The following is a 17,999-nucleotide window of genomic DNA, read 5'->3' as shown; positions in this document are numbered from 1 at the left end:
CCCGGCGACGGTGTGTTCAGGCCGCGACGGGCGTGTAGTGCGCCGCGTCGTCGCCTTCGAGGACGTGACTGCGGTTGCCGTCGACACCGACCGGGACGTCGCCGGCCACCGTCACCCGGTGCAGGAGGCGCGGCAGGTCGCCGTAGTCGTCGGGGGCGTAGTGCTGGGTGATGCGGTTGTCGAAGAGGACGACGTCGCCGGGGGCCCATACCACCCGCACGATGTTCTCCGGGCGCGTGACGTACGACTGGAAGATGCGGAGCAGGTCCCGGGACTCCGACGGGCTGAGCCCGATGATGCTCTGCGCGAAGCCGCCGATGAACAGGCCGCGCTCCCCGGTCTCGGGGTGGACGCGGACGACGGGATGGGCGGTGCGGTACTTCCGGGACACGAACCGCTTGCGGTGCTCGGCCGCCTTCTCGCTCTTCGGCGCCGCGTAGTCGTAGTCGTTGGTGTGCACCGCCCACAGCCGGTCCGCCAGCTCGCGCAGCGGTTCGGGCAGGTCCCGGTAGGCGGCCGCCGAGTCGGCGATCAGCGTGTTGCCGCCGTAGGGCGGGACCACGATGCCACGCAGCGTGGACGCCTTCGGCGGCGTCCGGACGAAGGTGACGTCGGTGTGCCACTGGTTGGCGCGGACGCCCTCGTCACCGTCCACCGGCAGGATGCCGGGCTGCCCGTCGACCGAGGGCACGGTGGGGTGCGCGGTGGTCAGCTCGCCGAACAGGGCGGCGAAGCGGAGCTGACCGGCGTCGTCGAGGTTCTGGTCACGGAAGACGAGCGCCTTGTGTTCCAGGAGCGCTGTGTTGATCTCGGCGACGACGGCGGGAGCGATCTCGCCGGACAGGTCCACGCCGAGGATCTCGGCGCCGATCCGGCCGCCGATCCTCCGGATGTCGAACGCGGTGCTGGTGGTCATGTGCGGTGTCCTTTCGATGGTGCCGTGCGAGGTGCGGACGGGTGCGGTACGAGGGTGGTCAGGCGCCGGTCATGCGGGGCTTCGGGCGTCCGCCGCCAACCGGTTGGCCGGCCGCGGCAGGCCGTAGTGCTCGCGCAGGGTCCGGCCGGTGTACTCCGTACGGAACAGGCCACGGCGCTGCAGGATCGGGACCACGTGGTCGACGAAGTCCTCCAGCCCGCCGGGGAGATGCGGCGGCATGATGTTGAAACCGTCCGCGGCCCCCTCGGTGAACCAGCTCTGCAACTGGTCGGCGATCTGCTCGGGCGTCCCCGCGAACACCCGGTGGCCGCGCCCGCCGCCGAGCCGGGCGATGAGTTCGCGCAGGGTCAGGCCGTCACGCCGGGCCAGTTCGGCGACGAGCGTGAAGCGGCTCTTGTTCCCGTTGATGTCCCGCTCCTCCGGGAGGTCGGGCAGCGGGCCGTCCAGCGGCAGTCCGGTCAGGTCGGTGCCGAGCATCCCCGACAGCTGGGCCAGCCCGTACTCGGGCACCTGGAGGTCGGTCAGCTCCCGCTCCAGGGCGCGGGCCTCCGCCTCCGTGGACCCGATGACGGGGCAGATGCCGGGAAGGACCTTCAGATCGCTCTCCTCCCGGCCGTGCCGGGCCAGCCGGCTCTTGAGGTCCTTGAAGAACGTCTGCCCGTCGGCGAGGGTCTGCTGCGCGGTGAACACGGCCTCCGCGTACCGCGCGGCGAACTCCTTGCCGTCCTCGGACGATCCCGCCTGGACGAGCAGCGGATGACCCTGGGGAGAGCGCGGTACGTTCAGCGGACCCCGCACCCCGAAGTACGTCCCCCGGTGGTCGATCTTCCGGACCTTGTCGGTGTCGGCGTAGAGCCCGCGCTCCCGGTCGAGCAGGATCGCGTCGTCCTCCCAGCTGTCCCACAGCTTGGTCGCCACCTCGACGAACTCCCGCGCCCGCTCGTAGCGCAGTCCGTGCTCGAGGTGCTCGTCCTGCCCGAAGTTGCGGGCCTCGTCGACCGTGCCGGAGGTGACGATGTTCCAGCCCGCCCGGCCTCCGCTCAGATGGTCGAGGGAGGCGAACTTGCGGGCGGTGTGGAACGGTTCGTTGAAGGTCGTCGACACGGTGGCGATCAGGCCGACGCGCTCGGTGACCGCGGCCAGGGCGGACAGCAGGGTCAGCGGCTCGAAGCCGCCGAGCGCGTTGTGGCGCACGTTGCCCCACAGGGCCAGGCCGTCCGCGAAGAAGATCGAGTCGAGCTTGCCGCGCTCGGCGGTCCGCGCGAGCTGCTGGAAGTAGGCGAGGTCGGTGACCCGCTCGGGCTGGGTCAGGGGGTGCCGCCAGGCGGCGTCATGGTGTCCGGCGCCCATCAGGAACGCGTTCAGGTGCAGTTGGCGGGGTGGGGCGGTCGCGGTCATGGAAGTCCTAGACGTGAGGTGGGGCGGGCGGTGGCGTGGGGCCTGCGGCGGTGCTGCCGGGCCGGCGGTGACGTGAGGCAGGCCCTGGCGTGGGGCCGGCGGTCCGTCAGGCGGGAAGGCGCCAGGAACTGAGCCGTCGTTCCACGGCCACCAGGAGCTGGTTGAAGGCCACGCCGATGGCCGAGATCGTGATGATCCCCGCGTACATCTGCGGGATCGCGAAGTTGTACTGCGAGGCGTTGATCAGGTATCCGAGCCCCGCCTTGGCGCCGATCATCTCGGCGGCGACCAGCACCAGGATCGACACCGCTCCGGCCAGCCGGATGCCCGTGAAGACGACCGGCACCGAGGCGGGCAGGATCACCTTCTGGAACAGGCGGGGCGCCGACAGGTCCATCGACCTGGCCAGGCGCAGAAGCGTGGGGTCGACATGGCGTACGGCACTGATGGTGTTGAGCAGGATCGGCCAGGTGCACGCGTACACGACGATGGAGATCTTCGACGTCTCGCCGATCCCGAGCAGCAGCACGAAGACCGGGAGCAGCGCGAGCGCGGCGGTGTTGCGGAACAGTTCCAGGACCGGACCGAGGACGTCGGCGACGGGCCGGTACCACCCGATCAGCAGGCCGAGCGGTACGGACACGGCCACGGCGATGCCGAAGCCGGTGAACGACCGGGTCAGACTGGCCCCCGCGTTCTCCGCGAGCTGCCCGTCGAGGGCCAGCTGCCACCAGGCCGTGGCGACCTCGCTGAACGGCGGCAGGAAGGTGCGGTCGACGAGGTCGAACCGGGGGGCCGTCTCCCAGAGCAGGAGCAGGCCGACGATCGCCACCGACTTGACGGCCACCGTCCGCAGGAGCCGGAGCACGCCGCGCCCGGCGGACCGGACGGCGGCCCCGTCCCCCGGTGCCCGCGCCGTCTTCCGCGTCCGCACGCCCGGCGCGGGCGATCCGGTCGGCGCCGAGGGGCCGGCCGGTGACGGGAGGGGCCCGGCGACCGGCTCAGGGACGGCCGGGGCGAGGGACTGCTCGACGTTCGTACGCGTACCAGCTGCGGGACTCATACGGCGGCACCTTCCTTCTCTTCCTGCTGGGCCTTGGCCACCTCGTCGTGCAGCAGGGACCAGATCTCATGCCGGTGGCGTGCGAACTCGGGGCTGGAGCGCAGGTCGTCCGTGGCGGTGCGGGAGGTGAACTCGATCGGCACCACCTGTTTGATGCGGCCGGGCCGGGAGGTCATGACCGCGACCCGCCCGCCCAGGTACACGGCCTCCTCGATGCCGTGCGTGATGAAGACGATCGTTTTGCCGGTGCGCTCCCAGATCCGCAGCAGTTCGTCCTGGAGGGACTCCCGGGTCTGCGCGTCGAGGGCGGCGAACGGCTCGTCCATCAGCAGGACGTCGGGGTCGTAGGCGAGGCTGCGGGCGATCGCCACCCGCTGCCGCATCCCGCCCGACAGCTCGTGCGGGTGGCGCGACTCGAACCCCGAGAGGCCGACCAGATCGAGGAACTCCCGTGCCTTCCGGGCGCGTTCGCGCCGGGGAACGCCGGTCGCCTCCAGGCCGAACTCCACGTTGCCCTGCGCGGTGCGCCAGGGCAGCAGGGCGTACTGCTGGAAGACGATGCCCCGGTCCAGACCGGGCCCGGTCACCGGTTCCCCGTCGAGGAGGACCCGTCCGCCGTCGGGGCGGGCGAGACCGGCGAGCAGGTCCAGGAGGGTCGACTTGCCGCATCCGCTGGGACCGACGACCACGACGAACTCACCGGCGGCTATCTCCAGGTCGAGGCCGTCGAGCGCGGCCAGCTCCGACCTCCTCCCCGCGCCGGGGCGGCCGCCGGCCGGTCCGGCGCCGGGGTTCCGGCGCGCACCACGGCCCCCCGAGGTCTCCTTGACGGGAAAGGTCTTCCGTACGCCTTCGAACACGATCTTCGGCGGGGCGGTGGGCTCCGTCATGGGGATCAGCTCCTTCCCTGTGCCGCGGAGGCCGAGGCGGCGGCGGACGGCCGCCCGGCGGCGCCGGCCGCGTTGAACTCGTTGGTGTACAGCTCCGAGAGCTTGATCCGGCCCTTGTCGATGTCACCGCGTTCGGCCAGCCAGTCCACCCACAGCTGGAGCTCCTTGCCGGTGATGAGGCCCGCCTTCTCGGCGACGCCGAAGGACCGCCAGTACTTCAGGGGCCCGGTGTCCTCGTTGCGGCCGCGCTTCTTCACGATGTCCGTCATCCGGGCGACGACCTCGTCCCGCGGAGTGACCCGGGACCATTCGATGGCCTTGCCGACGCCGGTGACGAATGTCCGCGCGGTGTCCGGGTTCCGGTCGAGGAAGCGGTCGGTCATCACGAAGGTGCCGGCGCTGAACGCCCCGAGGAGCTGGAAGTCCGTGAAGAGCGGCCGTATGCCTCCGGTGGCCAGGGCCTTGTCCCGCAGGATGCCGCCGAGCACGGCCACGTCGATCTGCTTCTGGCGCAGCGACTGCTCGGTGTTGACGGGGGGTACGACCAGTGGCTCGACCCGGCTCGCCTCCGCGGCGGACAGCCCCGCGCGGCGCACGAAGATGTCGAGCATCGCCTCGGCGTGGGCTCCGAGGGTGTTCATCCCGACCTTCTTGCCCACCAGGTCACGCGCCGAGCGGATGGGGCTGTCGGCGAGGACGTAGTAGCCGTTGTACGCGTACTTGTCGGCGCCGTAGTAGCTGATGACGGCCTTGACGGGGGTGTTGTTCGCCGCGAGTTTGACCACCGCGCCGTTGAACGCCCCGCCGAAGTCGGTCTGCCCCGTGGCCGCGGACTGGATGTCCTGCGGCCCGCTGATGGTGTTGCCGACCCACTCCAGCTTCACGTCCTCCAGATAGCCGAGGTCCGCGGCGAGCTCCGGCAACGTGACCGTGCCCGCCCACCCCTGGTAGCGCAGGGTCTTGGTCTGCCCCGTGGTGGAGGAACCGCCGCCGAGGGCCGTACCGCAGCCGACAGCGGCGGCGGACAGGCCGAGCAGGGTGAGGAATTGTCGTCGCGTCGATGCGGTCGGGGCCATGGAAGGTCCTGTTCGGGATCGGGGAAAACGGGCAGCGCAAAACAGCCCGTCGGGTGCTGGTGATGAGCAGGGGAAAGGGACAGGGAAAGGCGGCGAATTCCCTCGGAATGGCCGTCGGTATTTCCCGGCGGTAATCGTTTCAGTGACGGCGCCGTGGATGTCGCCGTGCACGTCGCCGTGTGCGTCGAAGGAGCCCGGCAGGGCGATCCCCCGTGGCTCGAGACGACGTCAACGCGGCTTCGGCACGCGGCTGACACCGGGTCGAAGCTTGGAGTGGCGCACGGCGTGACGGATGGTCCCGCAGGCGGTCAAACGGCCGGAAAGGCCGGAAGAAGTGAGGAGGCGAAGCCGACCGCGGGGTCTAGCGACCGGCGGCACAGATGGCGCTGGCCTGGCGTCGCAGATCGACGTGCAGGCGCGCTACGAAATCCTCGGACTGGCTCACATGTAGGATCCTGGCAGCACGTCGGTTCCCAGTCAATGTCCGTGTTGTTTCGTCTCACATTCCGAATTGGGCGCGGAGTTGACTGCCGGCCGCTTCGCCGACGACTCCTAGGACCGGCCTTCTTCCTTCCGCCCTCGGTGAGGGGTGGCCCGAAGGGGCCCTGCGGGGCCCTCGCGTAAAGTGGGCCCGGGCCGTGACTGGCGCTTGAGGTGGATCACCACCGGGGAGCGGCCCCGTGCGACACCGCGCACCCGCGCGGAGCCGACGCTGCCGTGCGCCTGGGCGATCACCCTGTCACCGACGACGCCCAGGAGTGGCCCCGTGTCCCGCATCAGCGCAGCCCCCGACAGCACCGCCGCACTCATGGACGGCACCGCGCTCGCCCGCCGCACGGTCGAGGAGACCGCGGCGCGAGCCGCCGAGATCACCCGCCGCACCGGCGTCACGCCCTGCCTCGCGACCGTGCTCGTCGGCGAGGACCCGGCCTCCGTCACCTACGTACGGATGAAGCAGAACCGGTGCGCGAAGGCCGGAATACGCTCCCGCCAAGTGGAGCTGCCCGCCTCCACCACGACGGCGGAGCTGGTCGCCGCCATCACCACCCTCTCCGCTGACCCCGACGTGCACGGCATCCTCCTGCAGCACCCCGTCGGCCCCCACATCGACGAGCGTGCCGCCTTCGAGGCGATCGACCCCGCCAAGGATGTCGACGGCGTCACGATGGCGTCGTTCGCCGCGATGGGCTTCGGGCTGCCCGGCTTCGTCTCCTGCACGCCCGGCGGCATCATGCGCCTGCTCGACGCGTACGAGGTCGGGCTGAGCGGCAAGCGTGCCGTCGTCGTGGGCCGCTCCGCCATCCTCGGCAAGCCCGCCGGACTGCTCCTGCTCGGCCGCGACGCCACCGTGACGTACTGCCACTCCCGTACGACCGAACTCTCCTCGGTGATCCGCGAGGCGGACATCCTGGTCGCCGCGGTCGGCAAGCCGAACTTCATCAAGGGCGAGGACATCAAGCCCGGCGCCGTCGTCATCGACGCCGGCTACAACCCGGGCAACGTCGGCGACGTCGACTTCACGTCCGCCGCCGAGCGGGCCTCCCTCATCACCCCGGTCCCGGGCGGTGTGGGCCCGATGACGATCGCCGTCCTGCTCGCGCAGACGGTCGAGGCGGCCGAACGTCAACTGGGTCTCTGAGGGCTCTCCCGGAGCGGGCGTCCGGAACGTGCCGGCGTCCGGTCCCTGTGAGGTGTGCTGTCCGGGCGAGGCTCTTCGCCCCCTCCGCTGCACGGCAGCCGTAGCACGGCGGCGACGACGGGAACAGCCCGAAGGCGGTGCGCGATTGTCACGGTTCTGTACGAGACGTGCTGCAACTCGTCCGCGACGGCGGCGTGTCGGCCGATTCCGGGTGACCCTGGGCACCATGGCCCCGTTCTCCGCCGACCCGTCGTCGCCCCTGCGGTACCTCCTCCTGCCCGTTCTGCTCGTCCTCGCCGCCGCCCTCGTGGCCGCCGCGCTGGTCGCGGGCCGCGACGCGGGGGACGAAGCGACGCCGGAGGGCCCGGCGGCCGGCAGGGCCGACGCGGCGGGCAGGACCACCCGGACCACGCAGGCCGGCGCCCAACAGCCCGCCCCCCAGGGCGGGATCGCCGGGCGACGGCCCTCGTCCGCCGCCGGCAAGCCCTCGGCGTCCCTCCGCCCGTCCAAGACGGCGTCCCCGTCATCGACCTCGCCCACCGCCTCGCCCGTTGCCCCCTCCGCGAGCGCACGGCCGGAGCGCCGACGGGAACCCGCGCCGTCCGCCCTCTCCTATGACAGGCTCCGGGCGGGGGAGTGCTTCGACATCGACCGGTCCGCCCCCGGCACCGTCACCCGGCGCGCCTGCGACCGTCCCCACGACGCCCAGCTCGTCACCGTGCTGAGGCTGACCGGCGACCTCATCAGCGACCAGGACGTCCGGGACGCGGCCGCGCGCCTGTGCCGGGAACCACTGCGCCGCAAAGCGGCGCAACAGCCGCTCGGCACCCGCTGGACCACCTTCGTCCAGTACCCGTACCGGACCAGCTATCTCCTCGGCTCCGACACCGTGGCCTGCAGCCTCGCCGCGCACACCGACGACGACACGCCGGAGCGGGACCGCAAGCTCACGGCCCCGCTCCTCTGACCCCGCCGGTGACGGCCCCTCGTGACACCACGGCGCGGGGCCGTCGCCCCGGTCAGTCCTCGACGGCCGACAGCGCCGCGAGCGCGGCTCCCGGGTCCTGGTCCGCCGGGCCCGCGGGCGCCCACCGGCCGCCCTCCCTGCGGTAGGGCCACCAGCGGCCGTCCGCGCCGAGCCGCAGCTGCGCCTCCGCGCCGACCACCGTCCACCTCCCCGATCCCGCCGGGCGCAGCACCGGCCGCTCACCGTCCTCCCAGGCCTCCGCGAGCCGTGCCTTCGCCCGGGTCAGCGCCTCGGGCGGCGGCGTCCACTCCTCCTCCAGTACGGACAGGGCGGCGGCGCCCCCGAACCGCCACGCGCGCGTGGCCAGGTCCAGATCGGCGCGTCGACGCCCGGAGCCGGTGGCGAGCCGGGTCGCGATCCACCCCGCCGGGGACGCGGCGGCGAGCCGCACGGCGTCCTGGTCCACCGTCAGCGGCATGCCCGCCACGGCCCCTCCACGGGACGGGGCCAGTGCCTCCGCCAGCATCCGGTGGGCCCGGGCGGCCGCGTCCGCCGCCAGGAACTCCAGCGCCGCCGGGTCGAGGCCCGGACCCGGGTCCGCCTCGGTGTCCAGGGACGGCGGTTCGCCGGCCGCCGGGGGCAGCGCCGGGGGAGCGGGCAGCGGCGGCAGGATGTCCCGCGCCGCGAACGCCTCGCGCGCCGGCACGCCTTCCACGGCGGTGTCCTCCGCCGGCGCGGCCGGCGCGGCCCGGGACGCGCTGCGCTCCTGAAGCTCTTCGAGGAGCGCCCGCTCCCCACGGCCCCGCATCAGCAGCAGGACGAACGGATCCTCGTCGAGCAGCCGCGCCATCTGGTGGCAGAGCGCCACCGTGTGCGGACAGTGGTCCCACGCCTCGCAGCCGCACTCGGGGTCCAGGTCGCCGATGCCCGGCAGCAGGTCGAGCCCGGCGGCCGCCGCGTCCTCCACGAGATGCGGCGGCATCTCGCGGTCGAGCAGGGCCGCGATGTGCCCCGCGCTGTCCACGGCGAGGTCGAGCAGCCGGTCCCACTCGCCTTGCGAGAGCTCCCGCAGGAGCACGTCACTGCGGTACGAGGTGCCGTCGCGGTCCTTCACGACGGCCGTGATCCGGCCCGGCCGGACCGACACCGCGCCCACCGCGCCGTCGCGCGCGTGCCGCCGCCCCCGCTTCAGCTGCTCGTTGTCGAGCGCGGTGTCCTCCAGCGCCTTCAGCCACGCCCGGCCCCACCACGTACGGGCGAAGGCCGCGCCGCGCAGGGGCGGCAGGGCCGCGAACGTCCGTTCCTCGCCGCCGGTCTCGTATCCGCTCATCGTGCGTCCCCTTCCCCACGCAGCTCCACCAGGTCCGCCAGCTCGGCGTCGGTCAGTTCGGTCAGGGCCGCCTCGCCCCCCGAGCCGAGCACGGCGTCGGCCAGCGCCCGTTTGCGTACGAGCATGTCGGCGATCCGGTCCTCGATCGTGCCCTCGGCGATCAGCCGGTGGACCTGCACCGGCTGGGTCTGCCCGATGCGGTAGGCCCGGTCGGTTGCCTGCGCCTCCACGGCAGGGTTCCACCACCGGTCGTAGTGCACGACGTGACCGGCCCGGGTCAGGTTGAGTCCCGTACCCGCCGCCTTCAGGGAGAGGAGGAAGACGGGCACGTCCCCGTTCTGGAAGCGTTCCACCATCCTCTCGCGCTCGGCGACGGGGGTGCCTCCGTGCAGGAACTGCGTCGGCACGCCCCGCGCCGCCAAGTGCTCCTCGAGCAGCCGCGCCATCCGCACGTACTGGGTGAAGACCAGCACGCCCGTGTCCTCCGCGAGGATCGTGTCGAGGAGCTCGTCGAGGAGGTCCAGCTTCCCCGACCGGCCCGGGATCCTCGGGCGCTCCTCCTTCAGGTACTGGGCGGGGTGGTTGCAGATCTGCTTGAGGGAGGTCAGCAGCTTCACCACCAGACCGCGCCGCTCCATGCCGTCGGCCTCGGCGATCGCCGCCATGGTCTCCCGTACCACCGCTTCGTAGAGGCCGGCCTGCTCCCTGGTCAGGGAGACGGCGCGGTCGGTCTCGGTCTTCGGCGGCAGCTCGGGCGCGATGCCGGGGTCCGACTTGCGTCGGCGGAGCAGGAACGGCCGGACGAGGGCGGAGAGCCGTTCGGCGGCGGCGGGGTCCTCGCCACCCTCGACGGCCGAGGCGAAGCGGGAGCGGAAGGTCCCGAGCCGGCCGAGGAGACCGGGTGTCGTCCAGTCGAGGATGGCCCACAACTCGGAGAGGTTGTTCTCGACCGGCGTGCCGGACAGGGCGACGCGTGCCTTGGCGCCGATGGTGCGCAGCTGCCGGGCGGTGGCGGAGTACGGGTTCTTGACGTGCTGGGCCTCGTCCGCGACGACCATGCCCCACGTCCGGCTGCGGAGCTTCTCGGTGTCGAGCCGCATGGTGCCGTAGGTGGTGAGGACGACCGCGTCGTCGGACAGGTCGGCCAGGCCGCGCGCGGCTCCGTGGAAGCGGCGCACGGGCGTGCCCGGCGCGAACCGCTCGATCTCGCGCTGCCAGTTGCCCATCAGGGACGTCGGGCAGACGACGAGCGTCGGCCCGACCGTCGAGGGATCGGTCTGCCGGTGCAGATGGAGCGCGATGACGGTGATCGTCTTGCCCAGGCCCATGTCGTCGGCGAGGCAGCCGCCGAGGCCCAGGGAGGTCATGCGGTGCAGCCAGTCGAGCCCGCGCAGCTGGTAGTCGCGCAGCGTCGCGGCGAGCGCGGCGGGCTGGGCGACCTCCCGGGGCTCGCCCTCGGGGTCGGCGAGGCGGGCGCGCAGCTGCTCCAGCCGCCCGGTCGCCCGCACCTCGACGCGCCGGCCGTCGACCTCGGTGCTGCCGGTGAGCACGGCGCCGAGCGCGTCCACCGGGCTGAGCTTGCGGTCCGCCGAGGCGCGGGCGCGGCGCAGTTCGGCCGGGTCGATCAGCACCCACTGGTCCCTCAGCCGGACCACGGGGCGGCCCGCCTCGGCGAGCCGGTCCAGCTCCGCGCGGGTGAGCTCTTGGTCGCCCACGGCGAAACGCCAGTCGAAGGCGAACAGGGAGTCGGCGGAGAGGAGCGAGGGCAGGGCGGAGGAGCGGGGGTCGGCGCCTTCACCGGTGCCGGTGCCTTCGCCGGAGCCGGCGTCGTCCGGCGCGCCGGACGCCCGTGGGACGTCCGTGCCGAGCCGTTCGTCCCACGGGCCGATCACCGCCTGGGCCGTGAGGCGGTGGGCCAGTTCCCGGGGCCAGTGGATCTGCACGCCGGTCGCCTGGAGCGCCCGAGCCGCGGGGCCGAGGAGTTCGGTGACCTCCTCGTCGGCGAGCTCCATCGCGTCCGGGACCGCCGCCGAGAGCAGCGGGGTCAGCGGCGCCCAGGCCCGGGCCGCGCGGCGCAGGGCGAGCAGCGCGTCCATCCGGGCCCGGGGCCCGAACGCCGACCCCGCGGGCCCCGAGCCGGCCCATACCTCGGCCGCGTCCGCCACCAGCGTGGGGTCCGCGGCGCTGTGGATCTGCAGGACGGCGCGGAAGGCCGGTGCCTCGACGTCGGTGAGACCGGGCAGTTCGACACGCAGCGACAGGCGTACCCCGGCGTCGTGACCGGCCGCCACGTCCGCGGCCCAGGCCCGCTGCCCGGGCAGCACCTGCGGCTCGTCGGCGGCGAAGGCGGGGCCGCCGGCCGCGAGCGACGCGGCCGGGGTACGCGGCAGCCCGTCCGCCACCGCGTCGATGAACTCCCGCAGCAGGGACTCGGGTTCGGGCAGGAGCGGATCGCCGTCGGGCCCGGTGCCCGGCAGCGGTACGGCATGGGCGGAAGGCGGCATGGAGGCGGCGAGCGTCCGCAGGGCGGCGAGCTCCTCGGGGCCGAGGGGCCCCGCGCGCCAGGCGTCGTGGTCGCTTCCCGTGAGGCCCGGCAGGATCAGCCCGCGGGCCACCAGATGCAGGGCGAACAGGGCGGCGGCGCCCCAGAAGGCGGCCGAGGGCGAGGCCGTCCCGGAGAACCGGGCACGGGCGAGGTGCGGCAGGGCGTCCCGTACGGGAAGGAACGAGCCGGCCACGGTGTGCGGTCGGAGGTCGTCGGCCACCACGGTGAGGTCCGCCGTCTCGGTCTGCGCGGCGAAGGGCTCCTCAGCGTCCCCGTCGGGTGACCAGAAGGCGATGCGGCCGGCGCGGGGCGGGTCGGAGGGCAGGAAGACGGCGGAGCGGCGGACGAGTTCATCGGGTCTCTGCGACTGCGACAACGCATTCCTCAAATTTGACTAGCGGGGGCCGAGCGGCCGAGGGTACCTGAAGCGGAGACCGTCGGGGCGCCCCGCAGGGGTGAGATGGATCACTCCCGGCCGTCGCTCGGTCACCGTCCGCTCGCGACGACGGCGACGACCGATGACTGCGGCGGACCGGCGACTGCGCTGACCGACGACTGCGGCGACCGCGGCCTCCGGCCCCCGCGCGCGTTCCCGCGGCGTTTCCGGCGCGAGGCGTGCGCCGGGCGAAGCCGACCCTGCGTGCGCCGGACGAAGCCGACCCCGCGTGCGCCGGACGAAGCCGACCCCGCGCGCGCCGGGCGAAGCCGACCCCGGCGCGCGCGCCGGGGGTGGAGCCAGCCCCACCCCGGCACCCGGGCCATCCCCCGAGGATGTCGGGGGATGACGCCATGGCTGCGGGCGATCACCCCTCCGTAGGTTCGAAGCAGCCGGGCGGGCCGCGCCCGGGCCCCGCCCACGGACCCCGGAGACCGCCATGCCCCAGGCCACCGCCACCCTCACGGCGCCCGATCGGAGCACGCCCCCGGCACCGGCGCCCGCCACCGCGAGCAGAGGCGCCGGCAGCGAGTTCGCACCGCTGCTGCGCACCATCAAGGAACAGGGCCTGCTCGAACGCAGGGCCGGCTGGTACGCCCGCGGCATGGCGGTCAACCTCCTCGGCCTCGCCGCCGTGGTGGCCGGCCTGGTCCTCCTCGGCCCCTCCTGGTGGGCCCTCCTCCTCGCCGTGCCGCTCGCCCTGCTCTCCGCCCGCGTGGCGTTCGTCGGCCACGACGCGGGACACGCGCAGATCACCGCCGACCGCCGCCTGGGCCGGATCCTCCAGCTCGTCCACGCCGACCTCCTCCTCGGCATGAGCCGGGAATGGTGGAACGACAAGCACAACCGCCACCACGCCAACCCCAACCACCTCGACAAGGACCCGGACGTCGCCGCCGACGTCCTCGTCTTCGCCCAGCACCAGACCGAGGGCCGCACCGGACTGCGCGGCTGGCTCACCCGCCATCAGGCCTGGCTGTTCTTCCCGCTCACCACGCTGGAGGGCATCGCCCTCAAGGTGTACGGATTCCAGGCTCTGTTCGCCGAGGAAGGGCCCTTCAGGACCCGGCGCGAACGGCTCCTCGAAGGCGCCCTGCTCCTCGCCCACGTCGTCGGCTACGCCGCCCTGCTGCTCTCCACCCTCACCGTCGGCCAGGCGCTGCTCTTCGCCCTGATCCACCAGATGCTCCTCGGACTCCACCTGGGCCTGGCCTTCGCCCCCAACCACAAGGGCATGGAGACGCCCGACGCGCACCCGGACGGCGACAGCTGGGGCCACCTGCGCCGCCAGGTGTTGACCTCACGCAACATCCGGGGCGGAGCCCTGACGGACTGGTTCCTCGGCGGGCTCAACTACCAGATCGAGCACCACCTCTTCCCGAGCATGCCGAGGCCGCATCTGCGGCTCGCCCAGCCCGCCGTGCGTGCGCACTGCCGCACACTGGGTATCCCCTACACAGAGACGGGTTTCGTCGAGTCCTACCGGCAGGCGCTCGGTCATCTGCACGAGGTCGGCGAGCCGCTCCGTACGACGGCCTGAGCGCTTCGGCGCGGTGGCCCCGAGAGAAGAGACGAGACGACGACCATGACGACACGTACGAAGGTAGTGGTCGCGGGAGTGGCCGTCGGCCTCCTCCTGATGCCCCTGATCGGATTCTGGATGTCGCTCCTCGTGGTCCTCGGTGTGCCGGCCGTGGCCTACCTGGCACTCGACCCCGCCCAGCGGCGCCGGCTGCGCCGGATCTCCCGCAAGGAACTCCGCTGACGAGGAACCTCCGCCGACGCCCGCGCGGGCTCCCGTAGGGTCGGAGGTGATCATCAGCCCGGAGAGGGGAGCTCGGCGGCATGAGCGGGACCGACGGGACCGTGACGACGGTCAGCAGCAACGGCGTGTACGCCTTCACCAAGCCGAACCGGGAGAGCATCACCCTGCTCGCCGGTCTGGGCGTGGAGGGCGACGTCCACGCGGGCGTGACGGTCAAGCACCGGTCGCGGATGGCGAAGGACCCGACCGTCCCGAACCTCCGGCAGGTGCACCTGATACACGCCGAGCTGTTCGACGAGGTGGCGGACTCCGGTTTCGACGTCGCGCCGGGCGCCCTCGGCGAGAACATCACGACCCGGGAGATCGACCTCCTCGGCCTGCCGACCGGGACCCGGCTCCGCCTCGGGGCCGAGGCGGTCGTGGAGGTGACGGGGCTGCGCAACCCGTGCGCGCAGATCGACGGCTACCAGCACGGGCTGCTCAAGCAGGTGCTCGGCCGCGACGAGAACGGCCGGATCGTCCGCAAGGCCGGGATCATGGGCATCGTGCTGACCGGCGGAGTGGTGCGTCCCGGCGACCCGATCGCCGTCGAACTGCCGGCCGAGCCGCACCGCCCCTTGGAGAAGGTCTGAGCCTCGGCGTCCGCCGGCGCGCGTGTGCACTCAGCGCGACGGGCCGGGCCCCTCCAGCGCGCACGTGTTGACGACGTCACCGGTGGCGGGCCGGGAGACCGTCCGGTCGGCCGGCGGCGCCACGTCGCCTTCCACCCAGCGCCTCAGGGCCGCGAAGGCCGAGCGGTAGCAGGGCAGGATCGGCCGCAGCCGGTCCGGGTAGGTGTCGAAGAGGCCGTCGGTGTGGGTGCCGTCCTGGATCGTGTAGTAGCGGTGCAGCCCGCCCCGTCCCCGGTCGTCGATCATCCGCGCGTAGACGTCCGAGTCGGCGGCGATCGGCAGCAGCGTGTCGAGGTCGCCGTGCAGGGTGATGAGCGGCTTGCCGATCCGGCCCGTGAGGGCGACCCTCTCGACCGCCCGGTGGACCGAGCGGGGCCGTGAGGCGTAGTCGTACGCGGCGTCGGACGCGCACGGCGCGAGGATCCGCTCGACCGTCGTGCCGGCGGTCCCGCCCGGGCAGTGCGGATCGTACGCGGGGTCGAACTCGGCCCGGAAGATCTTCTGGGTGAGTCCCCAATAGGCCTTCTCGTGGTACGGCCACAGGAAGCGCGAGCCGGGTGCGAAGCCCGCGTCGATCAGGTCCTCGTCGGACGCCCGGCCGAGGGAACGGGCCACGGTCACGGGCAGGGTGGTGAGCAGGTTCGGTCCCCGGGTGGTCCAGAGCACGCCCTCCCAGTCGACCCCTCCGTCGTACAGCTCGGGCCGGTTCTCCAGCTGCCAGCGGGTCAGATAGCCGGCGTTCGAGATGCCGGTCATGTACGTGCGCTCCGGAGCCCGGCCGTACCGCTGCCGCACGGCCTTCTTGGCGGCCCTCGTCAGCTCGGTGACCCGGTGGTTCCACTCGGCGACCGCGTCTCCGGGCCCGCGTCCGTCGGTGAAGAAGTCCGGCCCGGTGTTCCCCTTGTCGGTGGCGGCGTAGGCGAAGCCCTGGGCCAGCACGTGGTCGGAGATGAGCGCGTCGGTGGAGTACTGGCGGCGGGTCCCGGGAGCGCCGGTGACGACGAGGCCGCCGTTCCAGTCGGCGGGAAGGCGGATCACGAACTGGGCGTCGTGTGCCCAGCCGTGCGTGGCGTTGAGACGGGAGTCGTCGGGGAAGTAGCCGTCGATCTGGATGCCGGGGACCCCGGACGGGTTCGCGGTGCCCTTCGAGGCCAGACCGGCCTGGTCGGCCATGTCGGTGTACGGCGTACCCGCCAGGGCGGCCGTCGTCAGATCGGCCAGGCAGGCGGTCTCCTGGTGGGCGGCCCCGGGGACCGTGAGCCGGTCCTGGCGGGCGCAGGCGGCTGGGGAGCCGGTGTCGGCCCCGGCGGGCGCGACGGGGCCGACGACGGTCACCCCCGCCAGGAGCGCGGCGAGCAGCGGGACGCCTCTGAACAGGCGCATGGACGGCCTCCGGTGGGACGAGGGGAACGGGGGTGCGCCGCCACATCGTGCTGGGGGCCCTCGGCCCGGACCATGGTTCCGGCCCACACCTCGGATCGCGGATCCATGTGGGCTCCCGCGCGGACCGACCGCGCAGCGGTCGGGGCTGGAGTGACCGCCGGGGGCGTCGGCCGCGTCGAAGGGTCGCCTGGGCGGGGGACCTCCGCGCGTTCGGGGCGGTCGAGGGCCCGCCGTTCCAGGAGGATCGCCGGGGGCTTTCCCCTGGGCTGGGGGATCGGCCGGCGGGACCCTCGGGGATGCGGGGGAAGGCCCGACGGGGCCCTCTCCACGCCGGGGGACCGCCTGGGCGCGGGTGCTCCGCGTCAGGAGGGGCGTACCGCCATCGCGTCCAGTGCTTCCAGGAGGGCCGGAAGCTCGGGGCCGCGCGTGACCGGGAGCACCTCGCGCGGTTCGTCGTCCAGGAGGACGAAGGCCATGTCGTCGGTGCGGGCGACGAGCGACCAGCCGGGCCCGTCGGCGCGCAGCATCCGCGCCCCGCCGGACGCGAAGCTCGACCGCACCCGGCCCACGGGCGGCGGGGCCTCCAGGTAGCCGCGCAGCTCGGCGAGGGCGCGCCGGACGCCGCCGTAGGGGCCGACCGGAGCGTCGGCGCTCCCGCCGGCGCCGTCCCCGGGCGGCTCCTCGGTGCCCGCGCCTTCCTCGTCCGTGCCTTCCTCGTCGTCGTCCATCCGGGCCCGCCAGGCAGCCCACTGCAGGGCCACCTCGTCGGCGCCGAGGCGGCGCTGGGCCGGTCCCCAGACGTCCGCGGAGGGCGGCGTCAGCGGCGTGGGGTCGCCCTCCTCCGGCTCCGGGTCGTGCGGCTCCGGCAGGTCGGAGGCGGCGGTGGCCACGGCGAGCGGCCAGCCGGGGAGCGCGGCCACGACGGAGCGTTCGTCGGGGGAGAGGTCGTAGGCCATCCCGCAGTCCCAGGAAGCGATCGCGACGGCGACCAGCGACACGTCGTCGACCACCACGGTCCAGCGGGCGCCCTCGCCGTCCTGGCCGAGCACGAGCCCGTACCCCTCGGCGTACGGTTCGAGGCCCAGCGCGGCGCACGCCGCCGGGTAGTCGTCGCCGAGCACGCTGGGGAACTGCGCGGGTGTGAGCAGCACAGCCGTCAGTACGTACAGCGCGTCGTCGGTGCCGTCGACGGTGTTGTCGGCGGCAGGGTCCGTTCCGCCCACGGCAGCCTCCCCATCTGGTCGTCGGCGCACCTTAACCAGTGGGTAACCCGCACGTCGAGGGTCTCCGGGAGGGAAGCACCGGAAAGTGGCGCCGCTCGTTCCGGCCCACTCACGGTCAGACGGCTCGTTGGCCCGGCGGTGGCACGCCGGCGGCTGGCAGTCCGTTCGGCCGGTGGCCCGGCGCGAAGGGGCGGCCGTCCGGTCGTGGGTTCCTCGTGGGTTCGGCGTGGCTTCGGCGGCGCTCGGTCAGTGGTCCGGCAGGCCGAGGAGCGTCCGGGCCACGGTCTGCGGGGACTCGTTCCGTTCCCGGGCGAGCGCGATCACCGCTCGGCAGGCCAGCTCGTTGACGCCGAAGGAGAGCGCTTCGGGGGAGACCCAGCCCGACGCCTCCTCCGCCCGCCGCTGATCGTCCTCGACGCAGCCGACGACGTACTCGGACGCGGCCTCGAAGACGTTGTGCCGCCGCTGGTGCCCCGGCGGGCGGTCGGGCGTCGGCTGGTTCGAGGGATCCGCCGCCCGACGGGCGGAGGGCAGGATGCTGCGCAGAATCGCGGGTATGCGGGCCACGGCCTGCCGCCTTCCCCGGGCACGGCTGCCCGGAGCTTCCACCGTAGTCACCGAACCGCCATGACAGAAGGGCGCCGCCGCCGCCCGCGGTGCCGGCCGCGCACGGCCG

16 protein-coding genes and 1 riboswitch are annotated in these 17,999 nt (G+C 73.3%); of the genes, 5 read left to right on the top strand and 11 right to left on the bottom strand.

Translation table 11 applies throughout. The features are described from left to right. Nucleotides 1-16 precede the first annotated feature (16 nt). The 6 genes from ACZ68P_RS22185 to ACZ68P_RS22160 form a co-directional block, all read right to left on the bottom strand. A complete protein-coding gene (locus ACZ68P_RS22185) occupies nucleotides 17-916 on the bottom strand; it encodes a TauD/TfdA dioxygenase family protein (protein WP_471008707.1) in 900 nt (299 codons plus the stop codon). Between the two features lie 69 nt (nucleotides 917-985). Beyond that, nucleotides 986-2,335 (bottom strand): LLM class flavin-dependent oxidoreductase, encoded by a 1,350-nt coding sequence (locus tag ACZ68P_RS22180; RefSeq protein WP_471008704.1) that lies wholly within the window; start codon nucleotides 2,333-2,335, stop codon nucleotides 986-988. A gap of 106 nt (nucleotides 2,336-2,441) precedes the next feature. Next, a complete protein-coding gene (locus ACZ68P_RS22175) occupies nucleotides 2,442-3,398 on the bottom strand; it encodes an ABC transporter permease (protein ID WP_471008703.1) in 957 nt (318 codons plus the stop codon). Next, complete coding sequence (locus tag ACZ68P_RS22170) at nucleotides 3,395-4,288, bottom strand: ABC transporter ATP-binding protein (protein ID WP_471008701.1); 894 nt, start codon at nucleotides 4,286-4,288, stop codon at nucleotides 3,395-3,397. Before ACZ68P_RS22170 ends, ACZ68P_RS22175 begins: the two co-directional genes overlap by 4 nt. Nucleotides 4,289-4,293: 5 nt before the next feature. Continuing rightward, nucleotides 4,294-5,364, bottom strand: a complete 1,071-nt coding sequence (locus ACZ68P_RS22165) for an ABC transporter substrate-binding protein (protein ID WP_471008698.1) — start codon at nucleotides 5,362-5,364, stop codon at nucleotides 4,294-4,296. Nucleotides 5,365-5,725: 361 nt separating this feature from the next. Further along, nucleotides 5,726-5,809, bottom strand: coding sequence for a putative leader peptide (locus ACZ68P_RS22160; RefSeq protein ID WP_365715794.1), 84 nt, complete (start codon nucleotides 5,807-5,809; stop codon nucleotides 5,726-5,728). A gap of 183 nt (nucleotides 5,810-5,992) precedes the next feature. Beyond that, nucleotides 5,993-6,100, top strand: a riboswitch (ZMP/ZTP riboswitch). 72 nt (nucleotides 6,101-6,172) lie between these two features. On the opposite strand from ACZ68P_RS22160, the gene ACZ68P_RS22155 reads away from it, so the two are divergent. Continuing rightward, nucleotides 6,173-7,003 carry a bifunctional 5,10-methylenetetrahydrofolate dehydrogenase/5,10-methenyltetrahydrofolate cyclohydrolase gene (locus ACZ68P_RS22155; RefSeq protein ID WP_471008810.1) on the top strand — a complete coding sequence of 277 codons (831 nt, stop codon included), beginning with the start codon at nucleotides 6,173-6,175 and terminating at the stop codon, nucleotides 7,001-7,003. Between the two features lie 226 nt (nucleotides 7,004-7,229). Further along, nucleotides 7,230-7,970 (top strand): hypothetical protein, encoded by a 741-nt coding sequence (locus ACZ68P_RS22150; RefSeq protein ID WP_471008696.1) that lies wholly within the window; start codon nucleotides 7,230-7,232, stop codon nucleotides 7,968-7,970. A 52-nt stretch (nucleotides 7,971-8,022) separates the two neighbouring features. On the opposite strand, the gene ACZ68P_RS22145 is transcribed toward ACZ68P_RS22150, so the two are convergent. After that, entirely contained in the window at nucleotides 8,023-9,300 is a 1,278-nt protein-coding gene (locus ACZ68P_RS22145; RefSeq protein WP_471008694.1) for an SWIM zinc finger family protein, read from the bottom strand. Next, nucleotides 9,297-12,221 carry a DEAD/DEAH box helicase gene (locus ACZ68P_RS22140; protein ID WP_471008692.1) on the bottom strand — a complete coding sequence of 975 codons (2,925 nt, stop codon included), beginning with the start codon at nucleotides 12,219-12,221 and terminating at the stop codon, nucleotides 9,297-9,299. Before ACZ68P_RS22140 ends, ACZ68P_RS22145 begins: the two co-directional genes overlap by 4 nt. Nucleotides 12,222-12,720: 499 nt before the next feature. Between ACZ68P_RS22140 and ACZ68P_RS22135 the strand changes: the two genes are divergently transcribed. From ACZ68P_RS22135 to ACZ68P_RS22125, 3 genes are all read left to right on the top strand, one after another. Next, nucleotides 12,721-13,821 carry a fatty acid desaturase family protein gene (locus ACZ68P_RS22135; RefSeq protein ID WP_471008690.1) on the top strand — a complete coding sequence of 367 codons (1,101 nt, stop codon included), beginning with the start codon at nucleotides 12,721-12,723 and terminating at the stop codon, nucleotides 13,819-13,821. A gap of 45 nt (nucleotides 13,822-13,866) precedes the next feature. After that, the gene (locus ACZ68P_RS22130; protein ID WP_471008688.1) at nucleotides 13,867-14,046 is read left to right on the top strand and encodes a hypothetical protein; all 180 of its coding nucleotides are present in this window, start codon (nucleotides 13,867-13,869) and stop codon (nucleotides 14,044-14,046) included. An 80-nt stretch (nucleotides 14,047-14,126) separates the two neighbouring features. After that, nucleotides 14,127-14,678, top strand: a complete 552-nt coding sequence (locus ACZ68P_RS22125; RefSeq protein WP_471008685.1) for an MOSC domain-containing protein — start codon at nucleotides 14,127-14,129, stop codon at nucleotides 14,676-14,678. Nucleotides 14,679-14,708: 30 nt separating this feature from the next. Here the strand turns inward: ACZ68P_RS22125 and ACZ68P_RS22120 are convergent, their stop codons facing one another. The 3 genes from ACZ68P_RS22120 to ACZ68P_RS22110 all read right to left on the bottom strand — a co-directional run bounded on the left by ACZ68P_RS22120 (nucleotide 14,709) and on the right by ACZ68P_RS22110 (nucleotide 17,890). Then, nucleotides 14,709-16,100 carry a tannase/feruloyl esterase family alpha/beta hydrolase gene (locus tag ACZ68P_RS22120; protein ID WP_471008683.1) on the bottom strand — a complete coding sequence of 464 codons (1,392 nt, stop codon included), beginning with the start codon at nucleotides 16,098-16,100 and terminating at the stop codon, nucleotides 14,709-14,711. 362 nt (nucleotides 16,101-16,462) lie between these two features. Then, nucleotides 16,463-17,323: a hypothetical protein gene (locus ACZ68P_RS22115; RefSeq protein ID WP_471008680.1), complete on the bottom strand. Its 861-nt coding sequence runs from the start codon at nucleotides 17,321-17,323 to the stop codon at nucleotides 16,463-16,465. Nucleotides 17,324-17,569: 246 nt separating this feature from the next. Further along, a complete protein-coding gene (locus tag ACZ68P_RS22110; RefSeq protein WP_471008678.1) occupies nucleotides 17,570-17,890 on the bottom strand; it encodes a hypothetical protein in 321 nt (106 codons plus the stop codon). Nucleotides 17,891-17,999: the final 109 nt, after the last annotated feature.

It is taken from the genome of Streptomyces sp. NPDC036822 (genome assembly GCF_055609145.1).
Note: the sequence above shows the minus strand (reverse complement) of the source record. Positions and strands in the feature narration are given on the sequence as shown.